Source organism: Flavobacterium sp. XS2P24, from assembly GCF_030010285.1.
GTDB classification, from domain to species: Bacteria; Bacteroidota; Bacteroidia; order Flavobacteriales; family Flavobacteriaceae; genus Flavobacterium; species Flavobacterium algoritolerans.
The window spans coordinates 36,036-60,148 of sequence record NZ_JASCRU010000017.1; the positions used below are offsets into that span (position 1 = coordinate 36,036).

Annotated in this window: 15 protein-coding genes; 1 reads left to right on the forward strand and 14 read right to left on the reverse strand. The window is 36.2% G+C overall.

Going from position 1 to position 24,113, the window contains the following annotated elements; all coding sequences use genetic code 11:
- The 13 genes from QLS31_RS11485 to QLS31_RS11545 form a co-directional block, all read right to left on the reverse strand.
- Positions 1 to 1,617 (reverse strand): site-specific DNA-methyltransferase, encoded by a 1,617-nt coding sequence (locus QLS31_RS11485; RefSeq protein ID WP_282743980.1) that lies wholly within the window; start codon positions 1,615 to 1,617, stop codon positions 1 to 3.
- A 478-nt stretch (positions 1,618 to 2,095) separates the two neighbouring features.
- Entirely contained in the window at positions 2,096 to 3,277 is a 1,182-nt protein-coding gene (locus QLS31_RS11490) for an aldose epimerase family protein (RefSeq protein ID WP_282743981.1), read from the reverse strand.
- Between the two features lie 112 nt (positions 3,278 to 3,389).
- Entirely contained in the window at positions 3,390 to 4,898 is a 1,509-nt protein-coding gene (araA, locus tag QLS31_RS11495) for an L-arabinose isomerase (RefSeq protein ID WP_282743982.1), read from the reverse strand.
- Positions 4,899 to 5,074: 176 nt separating this feature from the next.
- The gene (locus QLS31_RS11500; RefSeq protein ID WP_282743983.1) at positions 5,075 to 5,776 is read right to left on the reverse strand and encodes an L-ribulose-5-phosphate 4-epimerase; all 702 of its coding nucleotides are present in this window, start codon (positions 5,774 to 5,776) and stop codon (positions 5,075 to 5,077) included.
- Positions 5,760 to 7,451: a ribulokinase gene (locus QLS31_RS11505; protein ID WP_282743984.1), complete on the reverse strand. Its 1,692-nt coding sequence runs from the start codon at positions 7,449 to 7,451 to the stop codon at positions 5,760 to 5,762. The genes QLS31_RS11500 and QLS31_RS11505 overlap by 17 nt, the downstream gene beginning before the upstream one ends.
- Positions 7,452 to 7,616: 165 nt before the next feature.
- A complete protein-coding gene (locus QLS31_RS11510; protein ID WP_282743985.1) occupies positions 7,617 to 9,602 on the reverse strand; it encodes an alpha-L-arabinofuranosidase C-terminal domain-containing protein in 1,986 nt (661 codons plus the stop codon).
- A gap of 85 nt (positions 9,603 to 9,687) precedes the next feature.
- On the reverse strand, positions 9,688 to 11,655 hold the full coding sequence (locus QLS31_RS11515; RefSeq protein WP_282743987.1) for a glycoside hydrolase family 127 protein: 1,968 nt from the start codon (positions 11,653 to 11,655) through the stop codon (positions 9,688 to 9,690).
- A 22-nt stretch (positions 11,656 to 11,677) separates the two neighbouring features.
- A complete protein-coding gene (locus QLS31_RS11520; RefSeq protein WP_282743988.1) occupies positions 11,678 to 12,664 on the reverse strand; it encodes an arabinan endo-1,5-alpha-L-arabinosidase in 987 nt (328 codons plus the stop codon).
- A 185-nt stretch (positions 12,665 to 12,849) separates the two neighbouring features.
- Entirely contained in the window at positions 12,850 to 13,845 is a 996-nt protein-coding gene (locus QLS31_RS11525; RefSeq protein ID WP_282743990.1) for a glycoside hydrolase family 43 protein, read from the reverse strand.
- 92 nt (positions 13,846 to 13,937) lie between these two features.
- Positions 13,938 to 15,557 carry an arabinan endo-1,5-alpha-L-arabinosidase gene (locus QLS31_RS11530; RefSeq protein WP_282743991.1) on the reverse strand — a complete coding sequence of 540 codons (1,620 nt, stop codon included), beginning with the start codon at positions 15,555 to 15,557 and terminating at the stop codon, positions 13,938 to 13,940.
- Between the two features lie 12 nt (positions 15,558 to 15,569).
- On the reverse strand, positions 15,570 to 17,117 hold the full coding sequence (locus tag QLS31_RS11535; RefSeq protein ID WP_282743992.1) for an alpha-L-arabinofuranosidase C-terminal domain-containing protein: 1,548 nt from the start codon (positions 17,115 to 17,117) through the stop codon (positions 15,570 to 15,572).
- An 85-nt stretch (positions 17,118 to 17,202) separates the two neighbouring features.
- Positions 17,203 to 18,750 carry a RagB/SusD family nutrient uptake outer membrane protein gene (locus QLS31_RS11540; RefSeq protein WP_282713483.1) on the reverse strand — a complete coding sequence of 516 codons (1,548 nt, stop codon included), beginning with the start codon at positions 18,748 to 18,750 and terminating at the stop codon, positions 17,203 to 17,205.
- A 29-nt stretch (positions 18,751 to 18,779) separates the two neighbouring features.
- The gene (locus QLS31_RS11545; RefSeq protein WP_282743993.1) at positions 18,780 to 21,824 is read right to left on the reverse strand and encodes a TonB-dependent receptor; all 3,045 of its coding nucleotides are present in this window, start codon (positions 21,822 to 21,824) and stop codon (positions 18,780 to 18,782) included.
- Positions 21,825 to 22,448: 624 nt separating this feature from the next.
- On the opposite strand from QLS31_RS11545, the gene QLS31_RS11550 reads away from it, so the two are divergent.
- Entirely contained in the window at positions 22,449 to 23,138 is a 690-nt protein-coding gene (locus QLS31_RS11550; RefSeq protein ID WP_282743994.1) for an NUDIX domain-containing protein, read from the forward strand.
- Positions 23,139 to 23,328: 190 nt separating this feature from the next.
- Here QLS31_RS11550 and fsa read toward each other — a convergent pair whose 3' ends face one another.
- Complete coding sequence (fsa, locus tag QLS31_RS11555; protein ID WP_282743995.1) at positions 23,329 to 23,985, reverse strand: fructose-6-phosphate aldolase; 657 nt, start codon at positions 23,983 to 23,985, stop codon at positions 23,329 to 23,331.
- Positions 23,986 to 24,113: the final 128 nt, after the last annotated feature.

Below are 24,113 nucleotides of genomic sequence, written 5' to 3' on the forward strand. Positions count from 1 at the left end.
CTAAAATCTTGTTATATCTCTCGGTATTTTCTTGAAAATAATATGATGTTTCATCATAAAATCCTTTTCGAGTAAACAGTTATCAGCATAAATAATGTATTGACTGGCTTTGTGCTTTATCTTGGCCATAAAATCATAATCTACCGTAGTTTGTCCATCAATCAAATAATAAAAATAATAATCCGTTTGATCTTTTGAACCTATTCTATAGTTTGCTTCCTCACCCCAACCCTCTCCAAAGGGGAGGGAGCCAGAACTCCCACTAGTATGATTTGCAAATGCTGTTCTTGTTTCAGAATACCAAATGTATTTCAGGATATTTTCGATACCCACAGCTTCATTCAAAATATCCTCTTCGAGAAACAAAGGTTCTCCTAGTTGGTAATAATTGAAACCACCGCCTGTACCTTCTACTGCTTTTTTGTCTTCGCCATACCCCTTGATTACTCGTTTTACTCTTTCGGCAGTAATGGTATTGGCATAGTCTTCCATTTCTATCAAGATGAACTTTCTGTTACCGCCGTCTTGCTTGTTTAAGTTTAACACGGCGTGTGCTGTTGTTCCGGAACCTGCGAAACTGTCAAGGATTATATCATTTTCATTTGCAGAAAGCTGAATAATTCTTTCAATTAATTTTGTTGGTTTTGGGGTATTAAATGGGATTTCCGATTGAAATAAAGTTTTTAATAAACGATTAGCATCTCTCGTTGTTTCAACATCATTACCAAACCAAATACTTTCAGGAACTCTTCCAGTTTGATTTTCCAAGTATATTTTCCGAGTAATTTTTGTTTCTTCTTTATTAAAAATAATTTCACCAGTTTTGATTTTTTCTAAAACTGAATTTTTATCCCATCTCCAACCCTTTTCGGGAGGAGAAATTAAATTACCAGAAGGGGTTTTAATATCATACTTTAAATTCAAACGAAGATTTGGGCTTCTGAAATCACCTGTACGCCATAAACCTTTAGGATCATCATCTGGATTAGAATATGCAACATTATGTTCTTCAGTTCTATCTATTTTACCTATTTCAAATGTTGCTTTTTTATAAATTAATGTGTAATTATGTTGTAAAGAAACAGTTTTTACATCATTTTTAGCTTGAATTGTATGTTGCCAAATAACATTAGCCAGAAAATTATTCGCGCCAAAAATCTCATCACAAAGCAATTTCAAATGTGCCTGTTCGTTATCATCAATACTTATAAAAATAGCACCATCCTTTGCCAAGAGTTTGTGCAAAAGTTTTAATCTTGGATACATCATACACAACCATTTATCATGGCGGGTCAAATCTTCACCGTCTTTGCCTACTACCTCACCCAACCATTTCTTGATTTTTGGGTGGTTTACGTTGTCATTATACACCCAACTCTCATTTCCGGTGTTGTAGGGTGGGTCAATGTAGATACACTTTATTTTGCCTTCATATTCTGGCAATAAGCTTTTTAACGCTTCGAGGTTGTCTCCGTGAATGATTTTATTACCACTATTGTTGGGTTCGGACTGTTCTACACCATCAGCAAAACCGTATTGTGGTTCTAGTATTTTATAAGGTACATCTTGATGATGGTTGATTACTTTTTCTTTTCCAATCCAGTTTAATGTTGGCATTTTAATTCGCTAGTTTTATTAAGTGGGGTAAAAATAGGATATTATTGCTAAATATACATTAATCTATGTAGTTTTTGAAAACCCAGAGTGGATAGTTTTGTGGTAATGAATTTTGAGAAAATTATTTGAGAAACTAATATAATTGTCAAAAATACATATAGCTAGTTGTACATCTAAAAATCCAAAATTTGATTCTGAAATTTCATTATATATGACTATCCGTTACTAATACCAAGCTACATTTTATGAATAAAAATTAGCTGTTTTGTCATTTCGACGAAGGAGAAATCACATAACGAGAGCAACTAATGTGATTTCTCCTTCGTCGAAATGACAAATAATACCAAAAACGAAATAAACAAGCATAAAAAACCCCGAAAGTTTTACTTTCGGGGTTACTAACTAGTTCCATATTTAAACCAAACCATTCAACTTATTTATGGGAATAGAAACTAATCTATAATTAGTTAGTGTATTGTTATTTAACAGAGAATTTAAAGCTTGTTTTTGTTTTGTAATTCTCACCTGGATTCAAGACCGTAGTTGGAAAATCTTTTTGATTTGGAGAATCTGGATAGTGTTGTGTTTCTAGACAAAAACCAGTTCTGCGAGCATACGTTCCGCCATTTCTCATGGGTAAAGTACCGTCTAAGAAGTTACCGGAATAGAACTGTATTCCCGGTTGGTCGGTGTATACTTCCAATAATCTTCCGCTTCCTGCATCATAAGCCGAGGCCGCAAAGCGCTCTCCTTTGTCTTGATTGTTCAGCACCCAGCAATGGTCGTAACCCAATCCGTTTTTCAATTGTTCGTCTTTCCCTTCGATTTGTGCACCCACTTTTTTCGCTTTTCTGAAATCAAAAGGTGTATTGGTTACATCGGTCAATTTTCCTGTTGGAATAAGTGTTGCTGCAACCGGAACTAATTTATCTGCATCGATTGTGATTTCATGATCTAAAATTGGTTTAGAAAAATCAGAAGACAAGTTGAAATAAGAATGTTGTGTTAAGTTTACCACCGTTTTCTTATCCGTAGTCGCTTCATAAACCACGTCCAATGAGTTGTCATTGTTCAACGTGTAGGTTACAAAAACAGTTAGGTTTCCAGGATATCCTTCTTCCATGTCTTTACTCACATACTTCAATTTTAGCGAAGCATTGTCTCCGGATTTTGCTTCTTCGGCAGTCCAAACCACTCTGTGAAAACCTTCTGGTCCTCCGTGCAAAGCATTAGGATCGTTGTTGATGGCCAAAGCATATTCTTTTCCGTCCAAAGTAAATTTTCCCTTTGCAATTCGGTTTCCGTATCTTCCGATAAGGGCTCCAAAATATGGATTTGGTTTCATGTATTGTTCCAATGAATTAAAACCAAGCACTACTTCTTCTGATTTTCCGGCTTTGTTAGGTACTTTCAAAGAAGAGATAATTCCACCGTAAGTGATAATATCCACTTCCATTCCTTTTTGGTTTTTCAGTTTGTAACTGTCAATTTTTTCACCTTTTGGAGTCGTTCCATAAACTGATTTTTCGATAGTTACCGCATCAGTAGCTTTTGCTTCTGTAACAGTTTCTTCCACTTTTTTATCGCTTTTGCATTGAATATTCATACTGGCCAAACTTATTATGGAAATTCCGTAAATGCAACGTTTTAATACATTCATAATGATTCGTTTTTTTAGTTTTTTAAAAGTCTTAAAGTCGAAAGTTTAAAAATTAACTAAAACTTCAATCCTATACATTAGGACATTAAGACTTTATGACATTAGACTTAAATTATAGACCGTGCTGAAACAAATGATAATACGCTTCGTTAGCATTAATTTTATCCTTAAAGTCCCTAACGGTTGTTTTCTCATCGATAACAAGCAATTCTATTCCTGCAATATCGGCAAAATCTTCCATATATTCAGTTGTCAAAACTTGGCTGTAAACCGTATGGTGTGCTCCACCTGCTAAAATCCATGTAGTTGCAGCAATGTCAAGATTTGGTTTACAATCCCACAATACACGAGCAACAGGAAGTTTAGGCAAATCGGCCATTGGCGCTACCGCTTCCACTTCGTTTACAATCAATCGGAAACGGTTCCCCATATCAATCAAGGAAGCATTGATAGCATTTCCTGCAGCAACATTAAAGACTAAACGAACCGGATCTTCTTTTCCTCCAATACCTAATGGGTGAACTTCACAAGAAGGTTTTGCATCAGCTATAGAAGAACAAATTTCTAGCATGTGAGACCCTAAAACATACGATTTTTGAGGCGTGAAATGATACGTATAATCTTCCATGAAAGAAGCTCCTCCTTCAAGACCTACATTCATTACTTTCATCGCACGGAGTAAAGCGGCAGTTTTCCAGTCGCCTTCTCCACCAAAACCGTATCCATCTGCCATAAGACGTTGCACAGCAATTCCCGGAAGTTGTTTTAATGAACCCAGATTTTCGAAAGTATCGGTGAAAGCACCAAAACCTCCTTCTACAAGAAATGCTCTTAATCCTAATTCAATTCGGGCTGCTTCAAGCAATGAATCTCTTTTTTCTCCTCCTTTTTGAAGGGCCGGAGCTAAAGTATAAGACGCTTCATATACTGCAACTAATGCATTCGTATCAGCATCAGAAACTTTGTCAATGTGTTTAGTAATATCTGAAGAGTCGAAACCATTTACCGAAAAACCAAAACGGATTTGGGCTTCGACTTTATCTCCTTCAGTTACTGCAACTTCTCGCATGTTGTCTCCAAATCTTGCCACTTTTAAGTTTTGGAACTCATCCCAACCTAAAACGACTCTGGACCAAATGCCTAATTTTTTTTGAACGCGTTCGTCTTCCCAATGTCCAACAACCACTTTACGTTTTTTACGCATTCTGGACATGATAAAGCCAAACTCTCTGTCTCCGTGAGCCGATTGATTTAAATTCATAAAATCCATATCCATAGAAGCCCATGGAATTTCAGCGTTGAATTGTGTATGCAAATGGCACAGTGGTTTTTTAAGAATATTTAAACCGCCAATCCACATTTTAGCTGGCGAAAAAGTATGCATCCAAGCAATAATACCAATACAGTTTTTGTTCGAATTGGCCTCTAAACATACATTTGTAATTTGTGCTGTAGATTTCACAACATCTTTATATACAATTTTCACTGGTATATGTGACGAAGCGTGTAATCCTTTTGCAATATGTTGCGAATGCTCGGCTACTTTTCTTAGCGTTTCTTCGCCGTACAATTCTTGGCTGCCTACTACAAACCAAACTTCTTTTTGAGATATATCTATCATTATTTTATTATTTTATATAGTATTGAATAACATTGTTTTACCTATTCTGGAAAATAACATTGAGTTATAAAATGATTTAAGATTTTTGATTTCAGAAGTTTAGACTCGTATAAAACGAGAAATCTAGTGCTGTAAAATCTGAAATCAAAAATCGTTAATCATCATTCAAAAATCTATTATTGTCCGTAATACGAATCTTTTCCGTGTTTGCGTTCGTAATGTTTCTTTATTAAGGAATCTTTTAATCTTGGCGCATTCGGGTTTATTTGCAAAGTCAAGTGTGCCATTTCCGCAATTACTTCTAGAACTTTACTGTTGTAAACTGCTTTTGCTGCGTTCTTTCCCCAAGCAAAAGGACCGTGATTTCCAATCAAAACCATTTCCACTTCCTCGTACGAAAGTTTTTTTTCTTTGAAACAATCCAAAATCTGAATTCCGGTATTGTGTTCATAATTGCCTTCGATAAGTGCGTCTGCCATTGGCGCAGCACAAGGAATATCAGTGGTTAAATGATCGGCGTGAGTCGTTCCAAAAATTGGAATGTCTCTTTGCGACTGTGCCCAAGCTACAGAATACGTGGCGTGAGTGTGTGCTACACCACCGATGTTTGGCCAGTTTTTATATAAATAAGCGTGCGTTTTTGTATCCGATGACGGACGCATAGTACCTTCGATAATGTTATTGTCAAAATCTACAATAACAATGTCTTCGGGTTTCAAATCTTCGTAAGGAACACCGCTGGGTTTTATCGCAAAAACACCATTTTTTCTATCTACGGCACTCACGTTTCCAAAAGTATAGACTACTAAATTCAATGCATTCAATTGCATGTTTGCGTCGTAGCATTCTTGTTTTAAAGCATTATACATACTGCTCATGGTGTAGTTTTTTAATAGATGGATCTGCAAAAGAACTTAGTTGTTCATATGCCAAAAGCAATTTATTATAGGCAGCAACTTTGTCTAATTGTGGAAAATATTCACCGTCAAAATCACTTCCCATTTTTTGGCTGGCTTCAATCACATTCGGATAAATTCCTGCTGCAACTGCTGCGTATATTGCTGCACCCAACGCTGGTGTTTGGTCTGAAGCTGCAATCTTGATTGGTTTATTCAACACATTTGCCAAGGTTTGCATGATGTAAGGCGATTTTCTGGCTACACCACCTATCCCGATGACGCTGTTTATTTTCACCCCTTCTTCTTCAAAACGATCTACTATTTTTTTAGAACCAAAACAGATGGCGTTTACCAAAGATTTGAATAAATGTGGTGCTTTCGTTCCTAAATTCAAATTAGAAATAGCGCTTTTAATTTCCTGATTAGCATCTGGAGTTCTTCTTCCGTTAATCCAATCTAAAGCGATTGGCACACTTTCGGATAAAGGAATCTTTTCTGCTTCGGCGGTCAATTGAACGATTAAATTATCACTCATTTCTGCTTTTAACTGTTGTTTTTGAACATCTGTCAAAAGGGTAGAGGTAGCTAATAAATGTTCTGTTGGCCAAAGTAATAACTCTTTGTACCAAGCCAATAAATCTCCAAAAGCAGATTGTCCCGCTTCCAGACCTATGAATCCTGGAATTACCGAACCATCAACTTGTCCGCAGATACCACGAACGGTTTTTGTTCCTATTGACTCTTTTGAATCAATAATAATATCACAGGTTGAGGTCCCCATCACACGAACCAAAGTATTTTCTTCGATTTTTGCTCCTACCGCTCCAGAATGTGCGTCGAATGTTCCCACAGCAATTACAGTATCGGTTGTAAGTCCTAATCGTGTTGCCCATTCTTGACTTAAATTTCCGGCTACAAGGTCTGATGTATAGGTTTCATCGTATAATCTTCCGCGAAGTGCGGCAAGATATGGATGTAGTTGACCTAAGAATTCTTCAGGTGGTAATCCATTCCAGTCTTCGTGCCACATGGCTTTATGACCGGCTGCACAACGACTTCTTTTGAATGTTTTTAAATCTTTATTGTCAATCAATAAATACGTCATCAAATCACAATGTTCCATCCAAGTGTAAGCGGCATCTTTTACAGCTGTATCTACTTTTGCGATGTGTAGAATTTTTGCCCAAAACCATTCTGATGAATAAATCCCACCTACATATTTGGTGAAATTTTCTCCACCCCAATTTACGGCAAGTTCATTAATTTCGTTTGCTTCATTGATAGCAGTGTGATCTTTCCACAACACCATCATCGCATTTGGATTGTGTTCAAAACCTTCAGTCAAAGCCAAAGGAATTCCATCTTTAGTAACTGGTACTGGTGATGAACCAGTAGTGTCAATGCAAATGCTTCGTATTAGTGAAGGATCTATATTGCTGTTTTGAACAACATATTTTATGGTCGTTTCTAATCCTTCGATATGATCTAAAGGATGCTGACGAAACTGATTTGCGGATGCATTACAATATTCTTTAGTTGCCCATCGCTTGTATTGACAAACATTTGATGCTAACTCTTGCCCATTTTCAGTGTCTATTAACATCGCTCGAACAGAATCTGTTCCGTAATCTAATCCTATAACATAATTTTTCATCCCAAAATCTTTTAAAGAATTACAAATATAATATATTTATTTTATAAGTGTATAAAAAACACTTAATTTAATTTGGTATTATAATTTTTATCAAAAACGCATTAAAACAGCGTTTTACGAGTAAAATAAAAAACAAACGTATGATATACATTTATTCTGTTGCGATTATTTCATTTTTAACTTCAAAACAGTAACAGAATAGGGAGGAAGGCTCGTTTGTGCTTTGTCCCCTTTTAAATTAAATCCCTTTTCTGTAGGACTTATTTTCTTAGGATTTGCAAATGAATTCTCGTCTTGTAAGTTTGGACTTGTAAGGGTAATTATAGTTCCTTTAGCTTGTAATTTGGTTCCTTTTAAATCTACATTTACTTCTTGTGCAGTCGCCGATGTGTTTACTAATTTTACAATTACTTCTTTAGAGTTGCTATCTTTCACTGCAGATGCAAACAGATTGTTTTGTCCCGTTACTGGTTTTCCGTCTTTGGTAATTGCTATTAAATCAGTTCCTCTATTGGTGGCAAATAATTTTTGCACATAATAGTTAGCAGACCCATACGCTTCCAGATTGTTGAACCAAAGTAAATCTGGCGTCCATTGCCACGCTTCTTCATGTGCCATCAATGGTGCGTAAGAAGTTAAATTAACGACCTCGGCATTTCTTTCTAAACCGGTCATGAAAGCAGCTTCAGAGAAAGCGCATTCCCAGTTGTTTCTATTGTCAGGACTTGCTATAGCCACACTTTGAGCCGCATATTCTCCTGCGAAAATTTTAGGGCCTTTTCGATCATAACTGTCGTAACGAGTAGCATTTTCTCTAAACCATTGTGGGCTTTTATAATAATGCTCATCAACGATTTCAGCATTCAATTTTTTAAGTTCTTGCATTCCGTATTCAAAATAATCTCCTTCTGGAAATGGTCCGCTTCCGGAAACAATAATCATTTTTGGATATTTTGCTTTAATCGCTTTTTCAAATACTTTATATCTTTCGATGTAATCTGGTCCCCATTGCTCATTTCCAACACCAATGTATTTTAGGTTAAATGGTTTTGGATGTCCCATTTCAGAACGAATTCTTCCCCAAGGAGTTTCTGTACCACCATTAGCAAATTCAATTAAATCCAAAGCATCTTGAACGTAAGGATCTAATTCTTCCATTGGAACTAATTCTCCGGTATTGAACTGACACGCCATTCCACAGCTCAAAATAGGCAAAGGTTGCGCGCCTAAATCTTCGGAAAGTTGGAAATATTCAAAAAATCCCAATCCAAAAGTCTGGAAATAATCCGGTGCCGGTTTGTGAGTGAATTCAGTGTTCCAACGGTTGATTAAAGTTTCTCTTTTTTCCACATCACCCACGGTTTTTTTCCATTGGTAACGTTGTGCCAAAGTTCTTCCTTCAACAATACAACCTCCTGGAAATCTCAAAAATCCCGGTTTCATATCATACAAAAGTTGCACAATGTCTTTACGCATTCCGTTTTTTCTGTTCATCCAAGTGTCTTCTGGAAACAAAGAAATCATGTCTAAATCGATGGTTCCATTTCCTTCAAAGGTGATTTTCAATTGTGCTTTTGCCTCGGTTTGAGTAGCAGTAAATTGAGCAGTATAGCCTTTCCAGTCGTTTGATGTTGGGATAATACTGGTTTCGCCCAATACTTTTTTGTTTTTATCAATAAATTGAATGATGATTTTTTTGATAGCGCCGTTGTGATTTGCCGCTTTTAGCGAAAGATTGTATTTAGCATCTTTCTTAATTCCCATGCCACGGAATCCTTCGTTAATCATCGAAAATCCTTTGGAATCATTGATTAATACTCTGCAAAAACTTGGATTGGTTTTGTTTTCCAATGCTTTGACAGTTGTAGCAATTCCGGATGTTGTATTGAAAGAATGCTTGTCACTATTTGGTTGTTCCCAACCCATAAGCGGCGCTTCAAATTCAAACGAACGATTTTTAATCATTTCGGCATACAAACCACCATCGGCAGCAAAGTTGATGTCTTCAAAAAACACACCGTACATTGTTGGCTGAATTTTAGTTACTGTAGTAGCGGTATTAACTTCCAGATTCGTTTTTTGTGCATTGGCATAAAAGCCATTTAGTAAAAGCCCACAAAGGGTGATTTTGGTAATTAAATTTGGTTTCATTTTTTATTGGTTTAAGGTTTAAAGTTTAAAGTTGTGGGTGTACGCATTTAAACTTTAATGATTCGTCTATTATCTCTTTGTTTTTTTACTCTTTGTAATCAATCCAAACTTTCATTTTTCCAACGCCTCTGTTTGACCAGGAATAATACGGAATGGCTTTTAATTTTTGTGTTTGGATTGTATTTACACCTTCCAAAAGGTTTTCTTCTTTTTTAACTTTGAAAGTATCGTTTGCACCAATGGTTATCGCGTCGAAATTAGTAGCATTATCAGCTTCTTCAATTGCATATACAATAGGTCCGTATTCCAAAGCGACTTTCCCTTTGTTGCCTTCCACTTTTGTATTGGTCACCACTTGTTTTACTTCCATTGGGAAATCAAGGACAATTTTTTCACCTTTTTTCCATTTTCGGGTAATGGTGATGTATCCTTTGTCTTCTTGGTATGCAAATGCTTTTCCGTTTATAGCAACGGTTGTTTTTGCAGTTGAGGTAGTCGCATAGCTATATAAATCTCCGGGTAAAACCTGATTTCTCGCCCAACTTGGAATGCGTAATTTTATAGTAAATTCACTTTCTTTTTTTGGAGAAACAGTAAGGGTAACTTTTCCGTCCCAAGGATAATTGGTTTGCTGTGAAATTTCTAAATTGGTTTTGTCCAATGTTATTTTCGCTGTATTCGAAGCATATAAATTCACATAAAGTACATCTTTACTTTTAGAATAAATCAATCCCGGAATCGAAGGAATAAACCGAATCAAATTCGTTGGACAACAAGAACAGTCAAACCAAGATTGACGGGTACATTCGCCACGATTGAATTTATAAACACCATCCGATTCCAATGCATTTGGATAAAAGAATTTTTTTCCGTCCAATGACAATCCAGAAATCAATCCGTTGTATAAAGAGCGTTCAATCACATCAAAATAATCTGAATTTCCAGAAATATTATGCAGTCTATGGTTCCAATACACATTACCAATTGCTGCACACGTTTCGTTATAAGCGGTAAGATTTGGCAATTCGTAATTTTCGCCAAAGGCTTCTCCATCGTGTTTCGCACCAATGCCTCCCGTGATGTATGTTTTTTTGTTGACCATATTAGTCCACAAATGATTCACCGCATTCCCGTAAGCAGCATCATTTTCTAAAGCAGCAATATCCGTCATTCCGGCATACATATACACGGCTCTTACAGCATGACCCACCGCTTCTTTTTGTTGAACAACGGGAATATCATCTTGGGAGTATGCGCCGTATAAGGTGTGGTTTTTTGGATTTCCACGGTTGTCCAAAAAGTATTTTGCCAAGTTCAAATAGGCTTTGTTATTGGTAACTTGGTATAATTTTACCAAACCCGTTTCTACAATTTGATGTCCGGGAACACCATGAACTTGATCTGCTCTGTCGCCAAAAGTGCGCACCAGCATATCTGCATTTTTGATGGCAATGTCTAAGAAGTTTTTCTTTCCAGTAGCTTCGTAATGTACTACAGCCGCTTCAATCAGATGACCGGAATTGTACAATTCATGACTGATTTGAAGTGATTCCCAACGCTTTCCTTCAATCACAGGAACCCAAGGAGCAGGTGGTTTGGCTGGATTGATGGTTCTCCAAGTGGTTAAATAACCGTCTTTTTCCTGACCAATTTTCACAATGCTAATCAGTGAATCTAATAGTATTTCGAGTTTTGGATTGGGTTCGCTAATCAAAGTATTCGAAGCGCCTTCGATAATTTTATAGACATCGGTATCGTCAAAAGGCATTTGACCTTTTACGGTTCCTTCCATTTTACCACCTGCAATTAAAAAGTTGTCCATGCGGCCTTCTTCTTCACATTTGTGGATAGCGTATTCGATGGTTTTTTCTTGTACTTTCTTGATGATAGGCAACCAAAAACCATCTGTAACCTTGACATTTTGAATGTTTACAGGAGTTATGCTGTAACCTAATTTTTTGGGTGAATTCGATTTTTTTAAACGTTGTTGTGCTTGTCCGCAAACGGTCATTAGAATCGAAAGAGCTAGTATTGTTCTTTTTATAAAGGTCATTTTGCCTAGTGTTAATCTGTTTTTAATTCAGTGGTGCTACAACAGGCCATAAATCAGTATCCCATTGTAATTGCTTTATTTTTAAAACAGGTCTTCCGTTTTGCTTGGAATCATACGCATGAAAAATGATATAATCTTTCCCGTCAAAAGTATAAGCGCTGTTGTGTCCAGCTCCGTAATAGTTTTCGTCTCCTTGAATAAGAAGTGTTCCGCCGCCTTCATTTAATAATTTTCCGTCTTTATCCACATAAGGACCGGTAATAGTTTTAGATCTTCCAACAACTACTTTGTAGGTGCTTTTTTCACCTCGGCAACACAAATCCCAAGAAAGGAATTGATAATAATACCCGTTCTTTTTGAAAATAAACGGAGCTTCAAGTGCGCCATCTCCCGGATCAGTATCCGCTAATTCGAAAGTTCTTTTGCGTTTTGAAATGGTAGACCATTCTTCTGGTTGTGCTACTGATTTTAAATCGGGATTTAATTTTACCATTTTCAAACCATTCCAAAAAGAACCAAATGCCAACCAAGGCGTGTTGTTGTCATCAAAAGTCAAATTGGGATCTATGGCATTCCATAAATCACGATTTGGTACTGATTGAATGACAATTCCGTGATCGATCCATTTATATGCCGGGTCTTTTGGGTCCAATGTAGTATTGGTTGCTAATGCGATTGCCGAAGTATTTTTTGCGAAAGCAGAAACCGAATAATACAAATAATAGGTATTGTTGTGAAAAGAAACATCCGGCGCCCAAATATGGTTGTCAAAATTTGGCACTACTTTATCTACCCAAACCGGTTTTTCTTTGAAAATAGCGGGTTCCGGCTGCCAGTTTTTTAAATCTTTGGAACTAAAAACGCTGATTCCTTTTCCGGTGCAGTATAAATAGTACGTGTCTTTTTGCTTGATCATTACGGGATCATGAACGGTAATGTCTTGCGCCCAAGCGGAAGCCGTCATGATTAGTAAGAGAAGTAATGGTTGTATTTTTTGATATAATTTCATGCTAATTTTTTTATTTTTTAAACCATATAAGTCATTTAAGAAAATATAAGTTTTTGATATTGTGTATTTTTTGAACTGTTTTTAATTTCATCTTATACGGTTCAAATTTTTAAACCACTTAAGGAAATATAAGTTTAAATGGTTTTATTAATCGTTTGTGTTTAAAGCCATTTCCTGTAATGTGCTTATTTTTGAATACCTTCCGTAGTCATAATTACACGTTTCAGCGTTCCATCTTCATTGTAATATAGACGGTCTATGCACACTGATCTTCTGAAACTACCACCGTTGGGTTGAGTTGCGCCATTGTGATAAATGAAATAATCTTTTCCCTTGAACTCAATAATCGATTGATGGTTGGTATTCGAGTTTCCAGCTATTTCATTCAGAATTCCTTTGTATTCCCATGGCCCGTTGATGGATTTACTCATAGCATAAGCAATTTTTTCAGGAAACTGATACGCATACGACAGGTAATACCAATCCTTTTTTTTGTGAATCCAAGGGGCTTCGGTGAAATTTGGTAAGGAAATGGTTTGTATTGGTCCATCAAGTTCAACCATGTTTGCTTTTAATTTGGCGTAATGACAAACAGTATTTCCCCAGAATAAGTAGGCTTGACCATCATTGTCTATCATAACAGTTGGGTCAATATCGTCCCAACTAATATTGGTTTTGGTTGTCATGTCATTAGTAATAATGGCTTTTCCTAACGCATCTTTGAAAGGACCTGTTGGACTGTCAGCGACAGCCACTCCAATTGATTTTCCTGGAATCGTTCCATGTTCAACAGTAACATACCAATAGAATTTTCCGTTGCGTTCAATGACTTGAGCAGCCCAAGCATCGGATTTTGCCCAAGTAAAATCGGTTACTTTTAGCGGAACAGGATGTTCTTGCCAGTTCACCATATCCGATGAGGAATATACCAGCCATTCATTCATTTTATAAAAATTGAAATCATTTGGCGCTTCATCATGACCTGCATAGAGATAAACTTTGTCTTTATATACCAAAGCTGCAGGGTCGCCAGTGTACTTGTCTTTGATGACTGGGTTATTGATTTGAATGGTTTGACTCGGATTTCCATCATTGGCGGAAGCCGTAACACTTTCTGTTTTTATAGTTTTACAAGAGGAAAGAAATGCCAGAAGCAATAGGGTTGTAATTGTATTTTTCATTTTGATTTTTCTGTAAAAGAATGAAAAGGTCGCTTTATTTGTAATAGCTGCCTTTTTTGATGATGCAAAAAGGCAACTATTTTTAGTGAAAATTAATTTATTTTTTTAGCCCAAACGGGTTGTCCACCGGTAGTAAATCCAGAATAGGTCAAGGTCACTTTTCTAGGAATGGCTTCCCAATCCCAAGCATCGCTGACTTTGCATTGATTGCCATTTACGGTAAGCACTTCTTTGGCGCTGTCATACGACCAAGTTCCTGTCACGCCGCCGCTTACTTTTTTATCTGCGGTTAAGAATATAGTAACCGATTTTTGAATCGTTTTGTATTGATAATTCATTGTGATTTGTTCCCAAGATCCTATAAATGAAGTTTCGGTAATAGCCGTTTTAGGTACTCCTGCATAACGCTCCGGAGCGATTACCGGCCAGCCGTCTTCCGTCCATTGAATGGCGCGAACATGTCCCATCATTAAAGCATTGGAAGCATTAATCCCGGGTACATTTTCCGGTAAACGGGCTTGTGAGGAGTAAAACCATTCTTTGGTATCCGGATTTTGAAAGACAGAACAGTGAGAAAAACCAACCCATCCGGTATGGTTGTTAAAGGAATAAGGATGTGTTAGCATTGGCCAAGCATCGGCTCCATTGGTAACATCGGCTCCATTGATTCCTAGGTAAGGTCCCATAATATTTCTGGAACGGGCAACGCGCGTGTTATATGCAACGGATAATTCGTCATAAGCTAGAAATAAATAATAATAGCCAGTCGTTTCATTATAAATGATTTCTGGACCTTCGGAAGCTTGCCAACGGCTATTTCCTCGTTTTGCAATGCGGGTTCCGTAATCACTTAATGTTTTTAATTGATCGGGTTTTCCGGTTGTTGGATTTAACTTTAATGCTGCAATACCAGAATGCCAAGAACCGTAGATTAAATAGTGTTCTCCTAGTGGAGTAATGGTAAAAGTAGGATCGATAGCATTGAATTGAAAATAGGCATTTTCCCAATTTCTAGTGCCTGTAAAGGAATACGGTTTTAAACCATCTGGCTCAGAGCAAACCACCATTCCTTTGTCTACCCAAACATTAGTTGCTAAATCATCAGATTCTGCTAGTCCAATAAAGGCTCTTTCTGACCATGAATAGGTGAAATCGGCACCAATAATTGGTTCGTCTACTACAATACTGTAATACATTCTATATTTAGACCCTACTTTTTTGATGTAAGGTGCCCAATACCCATAACGTGGATTTGTAATAGGCGGTAAAGCCGGAACCATTCGGGCTCTTTTGTTGTTCAAGGAATCTTTTACCCAAGCTGGCGCTTGTGTCATTGCTGATCCCATGTGTTCCCAAGTGATAAGATCTTTGGATCGTCTGTATGGGAAATGACCGTGTCCTTCATGCGCATTTCCATAGGAAGCATCGGTTTGATACATATAATAATATTCGCCACACTTTTCAACAGAAGGATCATGTACGTTTGCCAAATTCCATTGAGAACGACTATTCCAAGAGGAAATAGAGGTGTAATTGTCTGAATACGTTGGTCCGGCAAAAGCAGTAGGTGCTGGCGTCGGAGTCGGAACAGGCACTGGCGTTGCTACAGGATCTGAAGCTGGATCATCGCCAGAACAACTGCTAATAGAAGCAACAATTAAGAAAGGCGTCAGATACAAAACTAATGTTGAAAGGAATTTTGAATTTTTCATTATTATGTTTTTTTATTTGGTTTCTAAAACCACTACAGTAAATGCAGGGATTGTGATTTCCAGTTTGCCCTTTTTTGTTTCAAAACCTTTGAAAACGGCAGGTTTGATTTTTGATGGGTTATCAAATGTGTTGTGGTCTTGTAATTTTGGTGATGCCAGAATAGTTCCGGTAACATTTTTAATTCCAAGTTCCTGCATGTCAATTTCTATTTTGTGGTCTTTTTTAGAATCAATGTTTACCAATGAAATATGAATTAGTCCGTTTTTATCTTTGGATGCCGAAGCGGATAAAGCAGGAAGTGTTTCACCATTGTGTGTGTATGACGGAGAATTAATGGTCATTGGTAATAATTGTGCATCGTGATGTACGGTGTACATTTTCATAACGTGATACGTTGGCGTTAGCAACATTTTTTCGTTCTCCGTTAAAATAACAGCTTGCAGTACGTTTACAGTTTGAGCAAGGTTTGCCATTTTCACTCTTTTGGAATGATTGTTAAAAATATTTAGTGTTGTACCCGCAATCATAGCATCTCTCATAGTGTTTTGTTGGTATAGAAATCCAGGATTTGTCCCTTCTTCTACATCATACCATCCGCCCCATTCGTCAACAATGAGTGCCACTTTATTTTCTGGATCGTATTTATCCATAATGTCAGAGTGTTTGGTCACTAATTCTTCCATTTTAAGTGCAGTTTGCATGGTTGCAAAATATTGTTCCTCATTAAATTTAGTTGAAGACCCTTTCTTTTCCCATTTTACAAAAGAGTAGGAGTGAAGCGCAACGCCTTCAATTAAACTTTTAGGAATATCACGCATTAAAACTTCGGTCCAGTGATAATCAGCAACATTTGCTCCTGAAGCAATTCTGAAAAGTTTATCGTTATTAGACCAATCGGTCATGAACGTAGCATATTGTTTGTAAAGGTTCGCATAATATTCCGGTGTCATATTTCCGCCACATCCCCACATTTCATTTCCTACTCCCCAAAAAGTAACACCCCATGGTTTTTCGCGATCATTCTTTTTTCTAAGTTCAGACATTGGGCTACCGCTGTCATGGTTTACATATTGAACCCATTGCTCCAGTTCCTGAACGGTTCCACTACCTACATTGCTGGCCAAGTATGGTTCTGTACCCAATACTTCACATAAATTTAAAAAATCATGTGTTCCAAAACTGTTGTCTTCGGTAGTTCCTCCCCACCAACGGTTTACAATACTTGGTCGGTCTTCTTTAGGTCCAATACCATCTTTCCAGTGGTAAGTGTCCGCAAAACAACCTCCGGGCCATCTTAAATTTGGTATTTTTAATTCTTTTAACGCAGTAATAATATCGTTACGAACTCCTTTTGTATTTGGAATAGAACTTTTTTCGCCAACAAAAAACCCACCATAGATGCATTTTCCTAAATGCTCAGCAAAATGTCCGTAGATGTGTTTGCTGATAGTTGGTCCATCATTACTATTTTTTAAAGTAAGTACTGTTGTTTCTTTTTGTGCAACAATAACTTGAGTACAAAAAGTAAAAATAAATAAGATTAATAGGATTTTTTTCATGTTGTTTTTAAGTTATAATATCATGTAGTAAGCTTTTAGTAAGCTTACTACATGATATTAAAATTCTAACTAAATCAAATAAATATTAGTAGCCACTGTTTTGAATTGTTCCTGGATTGTTATCCATTTCCAATTGTGGTATTGGGAAAAATTCTCTTCCTGTTGCATAAGAGTTGAATTCAACATCTCTTGTTTTCAACCAAGCTAATTTTGCAGGATCTTGTAACCATCCCCAACGACGAATATCATCAAAACGGTGTCCTTCTAGCGGGAATTCTAAGAATCTTTCATGTCCAATTTGCTCTCTCATTGCAGCTTGGCTTAGTCCTGGTTTTGCTGTAGCTAAATTAGGTAAGCCAACTCTGCTTCTTACCATTTGAATATAAGTATAAGCTCCCGGAGTATCACCAGTTTCATTTAAACATTCAGCATACATTAACAATACATCCGCATATCTCAATAAACGTTCGTTAATACCAGAACGCCAGTCGAATTCGTTTGCATAATTCCCATCAGAATTTTGGTATTTTCTGCAAAACAAGTCATTCAAATCTCCTGGATTACCTGCGTAAAAAGTAGCGAAGTTTTGTCCGTAAAGTTGCATTCCACCTGGTTTGTTATAAAAAATAGTAGCGTCTAAACGTGGGTCTGTCGTGTTTGCAGTAGTTTTTTCATCATGGTATTCATTAAATAATGTCCTTGTTGGCTGTACGTCTGTCCATCCAAAAGCTCTTGGTCCGTAAGTAATAGCTCTTGCCGATGTTTTTCCCCATCCAGAAGCCGGAGCACCACCCCAACCTAAATCAACTCCACCAGCATCTCTGCTGAATTGTACTTCAAATAATGACTCTGAATTGTTTTCGTTTGTGTCAGTAAAGTTATCACGGTAATTAGCGACTAAAGAATATACACCTAAATCAATAACTTGTTTGAATGCGATTTTAGCATTTGGAAAATCTTTGGTAAACAAGTACGCTTTCCCTAAATATCCTAAGGCAGCTCCTTTAGTGGCGCGCCCTTTATCATTAATATTAGAGTAGGAAGGAGGAAGTAATTCTGCGGCAGCTTTAAAATCTGCAATAACTTGTGCCCAACCTTCTTGGTTTGTCTTTTGTGGATAGAAAGCAGCAATTTCAGTAGGAAGCGGTACGTTTTGAAACATGTTTACAGCATGAAACAAATACAATCCTCTTAAGAAATAAGCCTGACCAAGAATTCTGTTTTTAAGCGCGGTATCAGTAATATTTATATTAGGTACGTTTGTAAGTACTTGATTAGCGCGATAAATACCTTGATAATACGTTTCGTAAGCCCAGCCATAAATAGCAGAATTTGAAACATTTGAGTTGAAACGACCTACATTGTACATTGCATCCCATGGACTGTTACTTCTGGTGTCATCTCCTTTTAAGTCTAACAATAAAGGAGTGCTTCGCATATAAGTACCATCAGTCAATAAGCTGCCATAAGCTGCATTTACTCCTTTTATTGCGTCCTCATCTGTTTTCCAGAATGAATCAGCAGCGTCATTATTAGGGTCAAGTTGAATTAAATCTTCATCGTTGACACAACTTGTCGTTACCACTGCAAGTGATAAGAAACCAGCCAGATAATTAAATATTTTATATTTCATTTTGATTCGTTTTAATTGGTTTGCTAATTTTAAAAATTCACTTCAAGTCCTAAAGAAATCGTTCTAGGATTAGGGAAAGAACCTCCGTCATATCCTCTAGAGAATGATCCGTCGTTGCTATTAAAATCAGGATCGCTTCCTCTGTATTTACTGATAATTAATAGATTTTGCCCGTTTACAAACAATTTTGCTTTTTGAATAAAACTGGTAGTCGGAACTGGGATTTCATATCCAATTTCCATAGTTTGTAGTTTTATGTAATCTCCATCTTCGATGAATCGGTTCGAATCTCTTCCGTTGGCATTCGGGTCACCAATAATTGGACGAGGAATATCAGTATTTGTATTTGTAGGTGTCCAGTAATTAAGCATATCAGTGCTGTGGTTACCATATTGACCCGACATTAAATTACGATATATGCTATTGAAAACTTTGTTTCCTCCTGCACCTTGCCAAAACATTGAGATATCCCAGTTTTTGTAAGAACCGCTTAAGTTCATCCCGTAACTGTATTTTGGAATTGTAACTCCTTGAAAGGTTCTGTCAAGATCACTAATCATTCCGTCTCCATTGATGTCTTTGAATTTAATATCTCCAACTCCAGCATTAGTTTGCGTAGGAGCAGCAGCAAGTTCAGCAGCATTTTGGAAAATCCCATCTGTCTCGTAGGCATAAATTTCACCCATAGAGCGGCCAACTTCTGTTTTTGAAGCAGCGCCATAGATTGGATTTCCGTTGATACCAATTTGCAATACTTCATTTTTCAATGTTCCTAAATTAGCAGATATGCTGTATTTGAAGGCATTGTTATTGTTGTTGTAGGATGCAGAAAATTCAAATCCTTTGTTTCTCATTGCACCAGCATTTGTTGTAATACTTGCAGGGAAAGCACCTGTAGAAAAAGGTAAAGGAACACCCACTAATAAATTAGAAGAGTTTTTTACAAAATACTCTGCTGTAAACTGTAAAGCATTATTAAACAATCCAAGCTCAACTGCTACATCGGTTGTTTTATTATCTTCCCATCTTACATTTGGATCTAAAGAAGCGACAACTGTTGTTCCTGGAGCCAATTCGTTATTGAAATTGTAACCTGCAAAACTATTGATTGTTGTAGCAAAGAAATAGGCCGGAATTGTGTTGTTCCCTAATTTACCATAACTACCTCTTAGTTTGATTGTGTTTACCCATTCAGGTAAGTGAATGAATTTTTCGTTGCTTAATTTCCAAGCTCCTGAGAAAGAGTACGCATTGGTAGTGTTGTAATTTTCACTAAAAAGAGACGATTTGTCTTGTCTAAAGTTGGCTTGAAACAAATAACGATCATCAAATGAGTAATTGATACGGCTTATGTATGAAGTTCCTGTAATAGCAGTCTCAGACTCACCAGTGCTATTATCATCAGCATATTGTAATTTGCTAATTTCTCCAAAATCATATCCTACACCTCTTGACCAGTGATTGTAATAGTCTTTTCTTTCTTGAACCCAACCCGCTAAAGCATCAAATTTATGTTTGTTGATGTCTAATGAGTAGGTTAGTAGGTTGTTAAGGAAAGTTTTAGTCTCATTACCAGTTGATACATCTAGAGAAGCTTCTTCTTTTGTTGTAATATAATACCATCCTAAGTCACTTTGCGGAACAAATTTTCTATTTAAGTAATCTAATCGATCAAAACTGGCGTCTAGTTTATATTTTAATCCTTTTACGATTTCATATTCTCCCCAAATATTACCAATGAAACGGTTTCTTTTTCCGTTGTTCGTGATTAAATTATTAAATCCAATAATGTTAAGTGAGATTGCTCTTTGAGTTAAATTATCAGTACCTCCGTATCCGCCTAATCTGTTTTCATCATATACTGGCATGGTAGGAATAGCGCCTAATAAAGCTGCGATAGCAGTTTCACCTACATAACTGTTAAAGTTTTCTTTGTCAGATTGTGTGAATCCTATTTTAGTTCCGTATTTAAATTTTCCTTTTTTACCATTCAAATTCAAATTCATAGATAGTCTTTCATAATCTTGAGGAGATTTGATATAACTGCTATTTTTGAAATAATCCATATTCATATTATAGGCTAAATCCTCTGTACCACCATTAAATGCTAAAGAATGATTTTCTATAATTCCAGTTTGATAAGCGGCATCTTGCCAATTTGTGTTTACATCATTAATGTAACTGCTGTTGTTAGGATCATTTCCTGGAGCAACGTTTAATCCAGCATTCAATTCTGCCGCGCTGGTTATGTTTTGATACCCCAATCTATCCGTTACATTCCAAGTTTTAGCTACATTTTGAAAACCAACAAGGGATTTATATTTGATATTCAGTTTTCCGGCTTTTCCTTTTTTGGTTGTAATTATTACTACACCATTAGCACCACGAACTCCGTAAATAGCAGCCGAGGAGGCATCTTTAAGTACTTGCATAGATTCGATATCTCCCGGAGCAAAATCAAACGGTGAGTCTACAATCATTCCGTCTATTACAAAAAGTGGGTTGTTATTGCTAAAAGAGTTCAAACCTCTAATTTTAATATTTACAAATCCGCCCGGTTCTCCAGAGGATTGCACGGTTACCCCTGCAACTTGTCCTTGAAGCATTTTTGCAGCATCGTATGTCACTGTTTTTTTAGCAGATTCCATGTTGACAACTCCAACTGATCCAGAAAGGTCTGATTTCTTTTGTGTTCCGTATCCAATTACAACAACTTCGTCAAGTGCAGTAAGATCATCTTTTAGAGCTACGTTAATTTGTGTTTTAGTACCCACTGCAATTTCTTGACTTGCATAACTTATATATGAAAATACAAGGATGTCACTTGGTGCAGCTTTTATGGAATATTGCCCGTCAAGATCACTTGTGGTTACTGTATTAGTTCCTTTGATTAAAATATTTACTCCTGGCGCAGGCATTTTGTCTTTTGCTGAGGTAACAATTCCGGTAACAATTTGAGTATTTTGAGCTGAAACATTAATAGTTGCCATTAGCATAACTATTATTGCTAGAAGCCATTCTTTTTTTGGTAATAAAAAATTACAATAAAGAAATAATCGGTGGTTTGTTTTCATTCGGTTATTATTTAGGTTAATTATAAGTGTGTGTTTTACATTTGTAAATTTAATTAAAAAAAAAGCACAAAAACAAATTAATATGATAAAAAAAGGAGGAAAAAAAATGCATTTTTTAAATTAAGTGTAAAATCAACATTTTAAAATTATGTTTTTGTAAAAAATACATCTATTTTTGGAGTTAATTTGTGTAAAATTTACACTTTATGTGAAAAAACAAACATTTCTACAATAAATTGCCGTGAAAATTATTTTATAAAACAGCGGAATAATTGCCTTTTAAATCAGTTTTAATTTGAAAATCAGAGTGATATTGTAAAAAAAGTCTTCATTTTGGCGTATTGTTTTTTATGAAAAACTAATTTTCGGGTCAATAAATGGCGAATATTCATCGCAATCGATTGAAATACAAGAAAAAAATGGGTTAATTTGCTGGTTAGAAGTTTTACTATTATCAGTTGAGGAAACCAGTCTCTATAAGATAAAATGTGCGGAATAATATACAGCGGTTTAGTAAACGAAAAAAATTGGATTACAGGGTTTTGATGTACTAAGTGTGAAATCAACATTAATAAATTATGAATCCTTTATAGAAGTTTATATATTTACAATAAAAAACACATTATGTTAAATAGTTATAGTTCTGCTGATAAAGTTTTACTGGCAGTGGATTGTATCATTTTTGGTTTTGATAGCGAAGGATTAAAAATACTTTTGATTAAAAGAGATTTTGAACCTGAAAAAGGCAAGTGGTCTTTAATAGGTGGATTTCTTAAGAAAGATGAAGTATTAGATAGCGCTGCCATCAGAATACTGGATTCCTACACCGGTCTTCAGGATATTTACATGGAACAATTGCATGCCTATAGTGAGATTGACCGTGATCCTGTAGAAAGAACTATTTCTGTTGCTTATTTTGCATTAATCAATATTGAAAACCATAATGCAGAATTAATTCAAAACTATCATCCACAATGGTTTAGCGTTGCGAATGCTCCAAAATTGATTTTTGACCACGACACGATGTTAAGACATGCCATAAGAAGATTGCGTTATAGAACGTCTATCAAGCCTGTTGGATTTGAACTTTTACCGGAGAAATTTACTATGCGTCAATTGTTGGAATTGTACGAAGCGATTCTTAGTAAAGAATTGGATAAAAGAAACTTCATCAGCAAAATAAACTCACTAGATATTCTGATAAAACTCGAGGAAAAAGATATGATGTCCTCCAGAAAAGGATCTTATCTTTATACTTTTGATAAAGAAAAATACGATGCAAAACTCTTGAATGATTTTGTTTTAAACCTATAAGTCATTCTTTATAATCATAAACTAAAAAAGGAAGTCTCTTAATTGAGGCTTCCTTTTTTTATAATTAATCCTGAAAAAACTATTCTTTAATTCTTTGATTGACTACAACTTCAATGATTTTCAGAATAGTTTTATAAATGCAAACTACTCTTAAAATGGCAAAGTGCAGTCCCAAATAAAATTTAAATTATTAACTGTTTCCTTTATTATAATCGGCTAAGAAAGTGGCTAAACCACTATCTGTAAGCGGATGTTTTAGTAAACCTTCAATAGCGCTCAATGGTCCGGTTATGACATCGGCGCCAATTTTAGCACAATTCAAAATGTGCATGACGTGACGAACGGATGCCGCCAAAATTTGTGTTTCATATCCGTAATTATCATAAATCAGCTTGATTTCGGCAATCAATGCCATTCCATCTGTAGAAATATCATCTAATCTTCCTATGAAGGGCGAAACATAAGTAGCGCCGGCTTTGGCTGCAAGTAAAGCTTGTCCTGCTGAAAATACCAAGGTGCAATTGGTTCTGATTCCTTTATTCGAAAAGTATTTTATGGCTTTTATTCCGTCTTTAATCATGGGTATTTTTACCACGATTTGAGGATGTAAAGCAGCCAGTTTTTCACCTTCGGCAACCATACCTGCAAAATCTGTCGAAATTACTTCGGCACTAACATCATCGTCAACCAGTTCGCATATTTTCACATAATGAGCAATAATATTATCTGCACCGGTAATTCCTTCTTTCGCCATTAGCGATGGATTTGTGGTTACACCGTCCAGAATTCCTAAATCATTAGCTTCTTTTATGTCTTTTAAATTTGCTGTGTCTATAAAAAATTTCATGTCTTTATTTATTTTTTGATTGTCCGCAATTACCCATAATTAAATAAAAGGCTTATATTTGATAAAAAAAGAGCGATGAATCTATTCAATTTTACAGCAAATTTTGGGAGTGAAGAGTCTTGTAGACT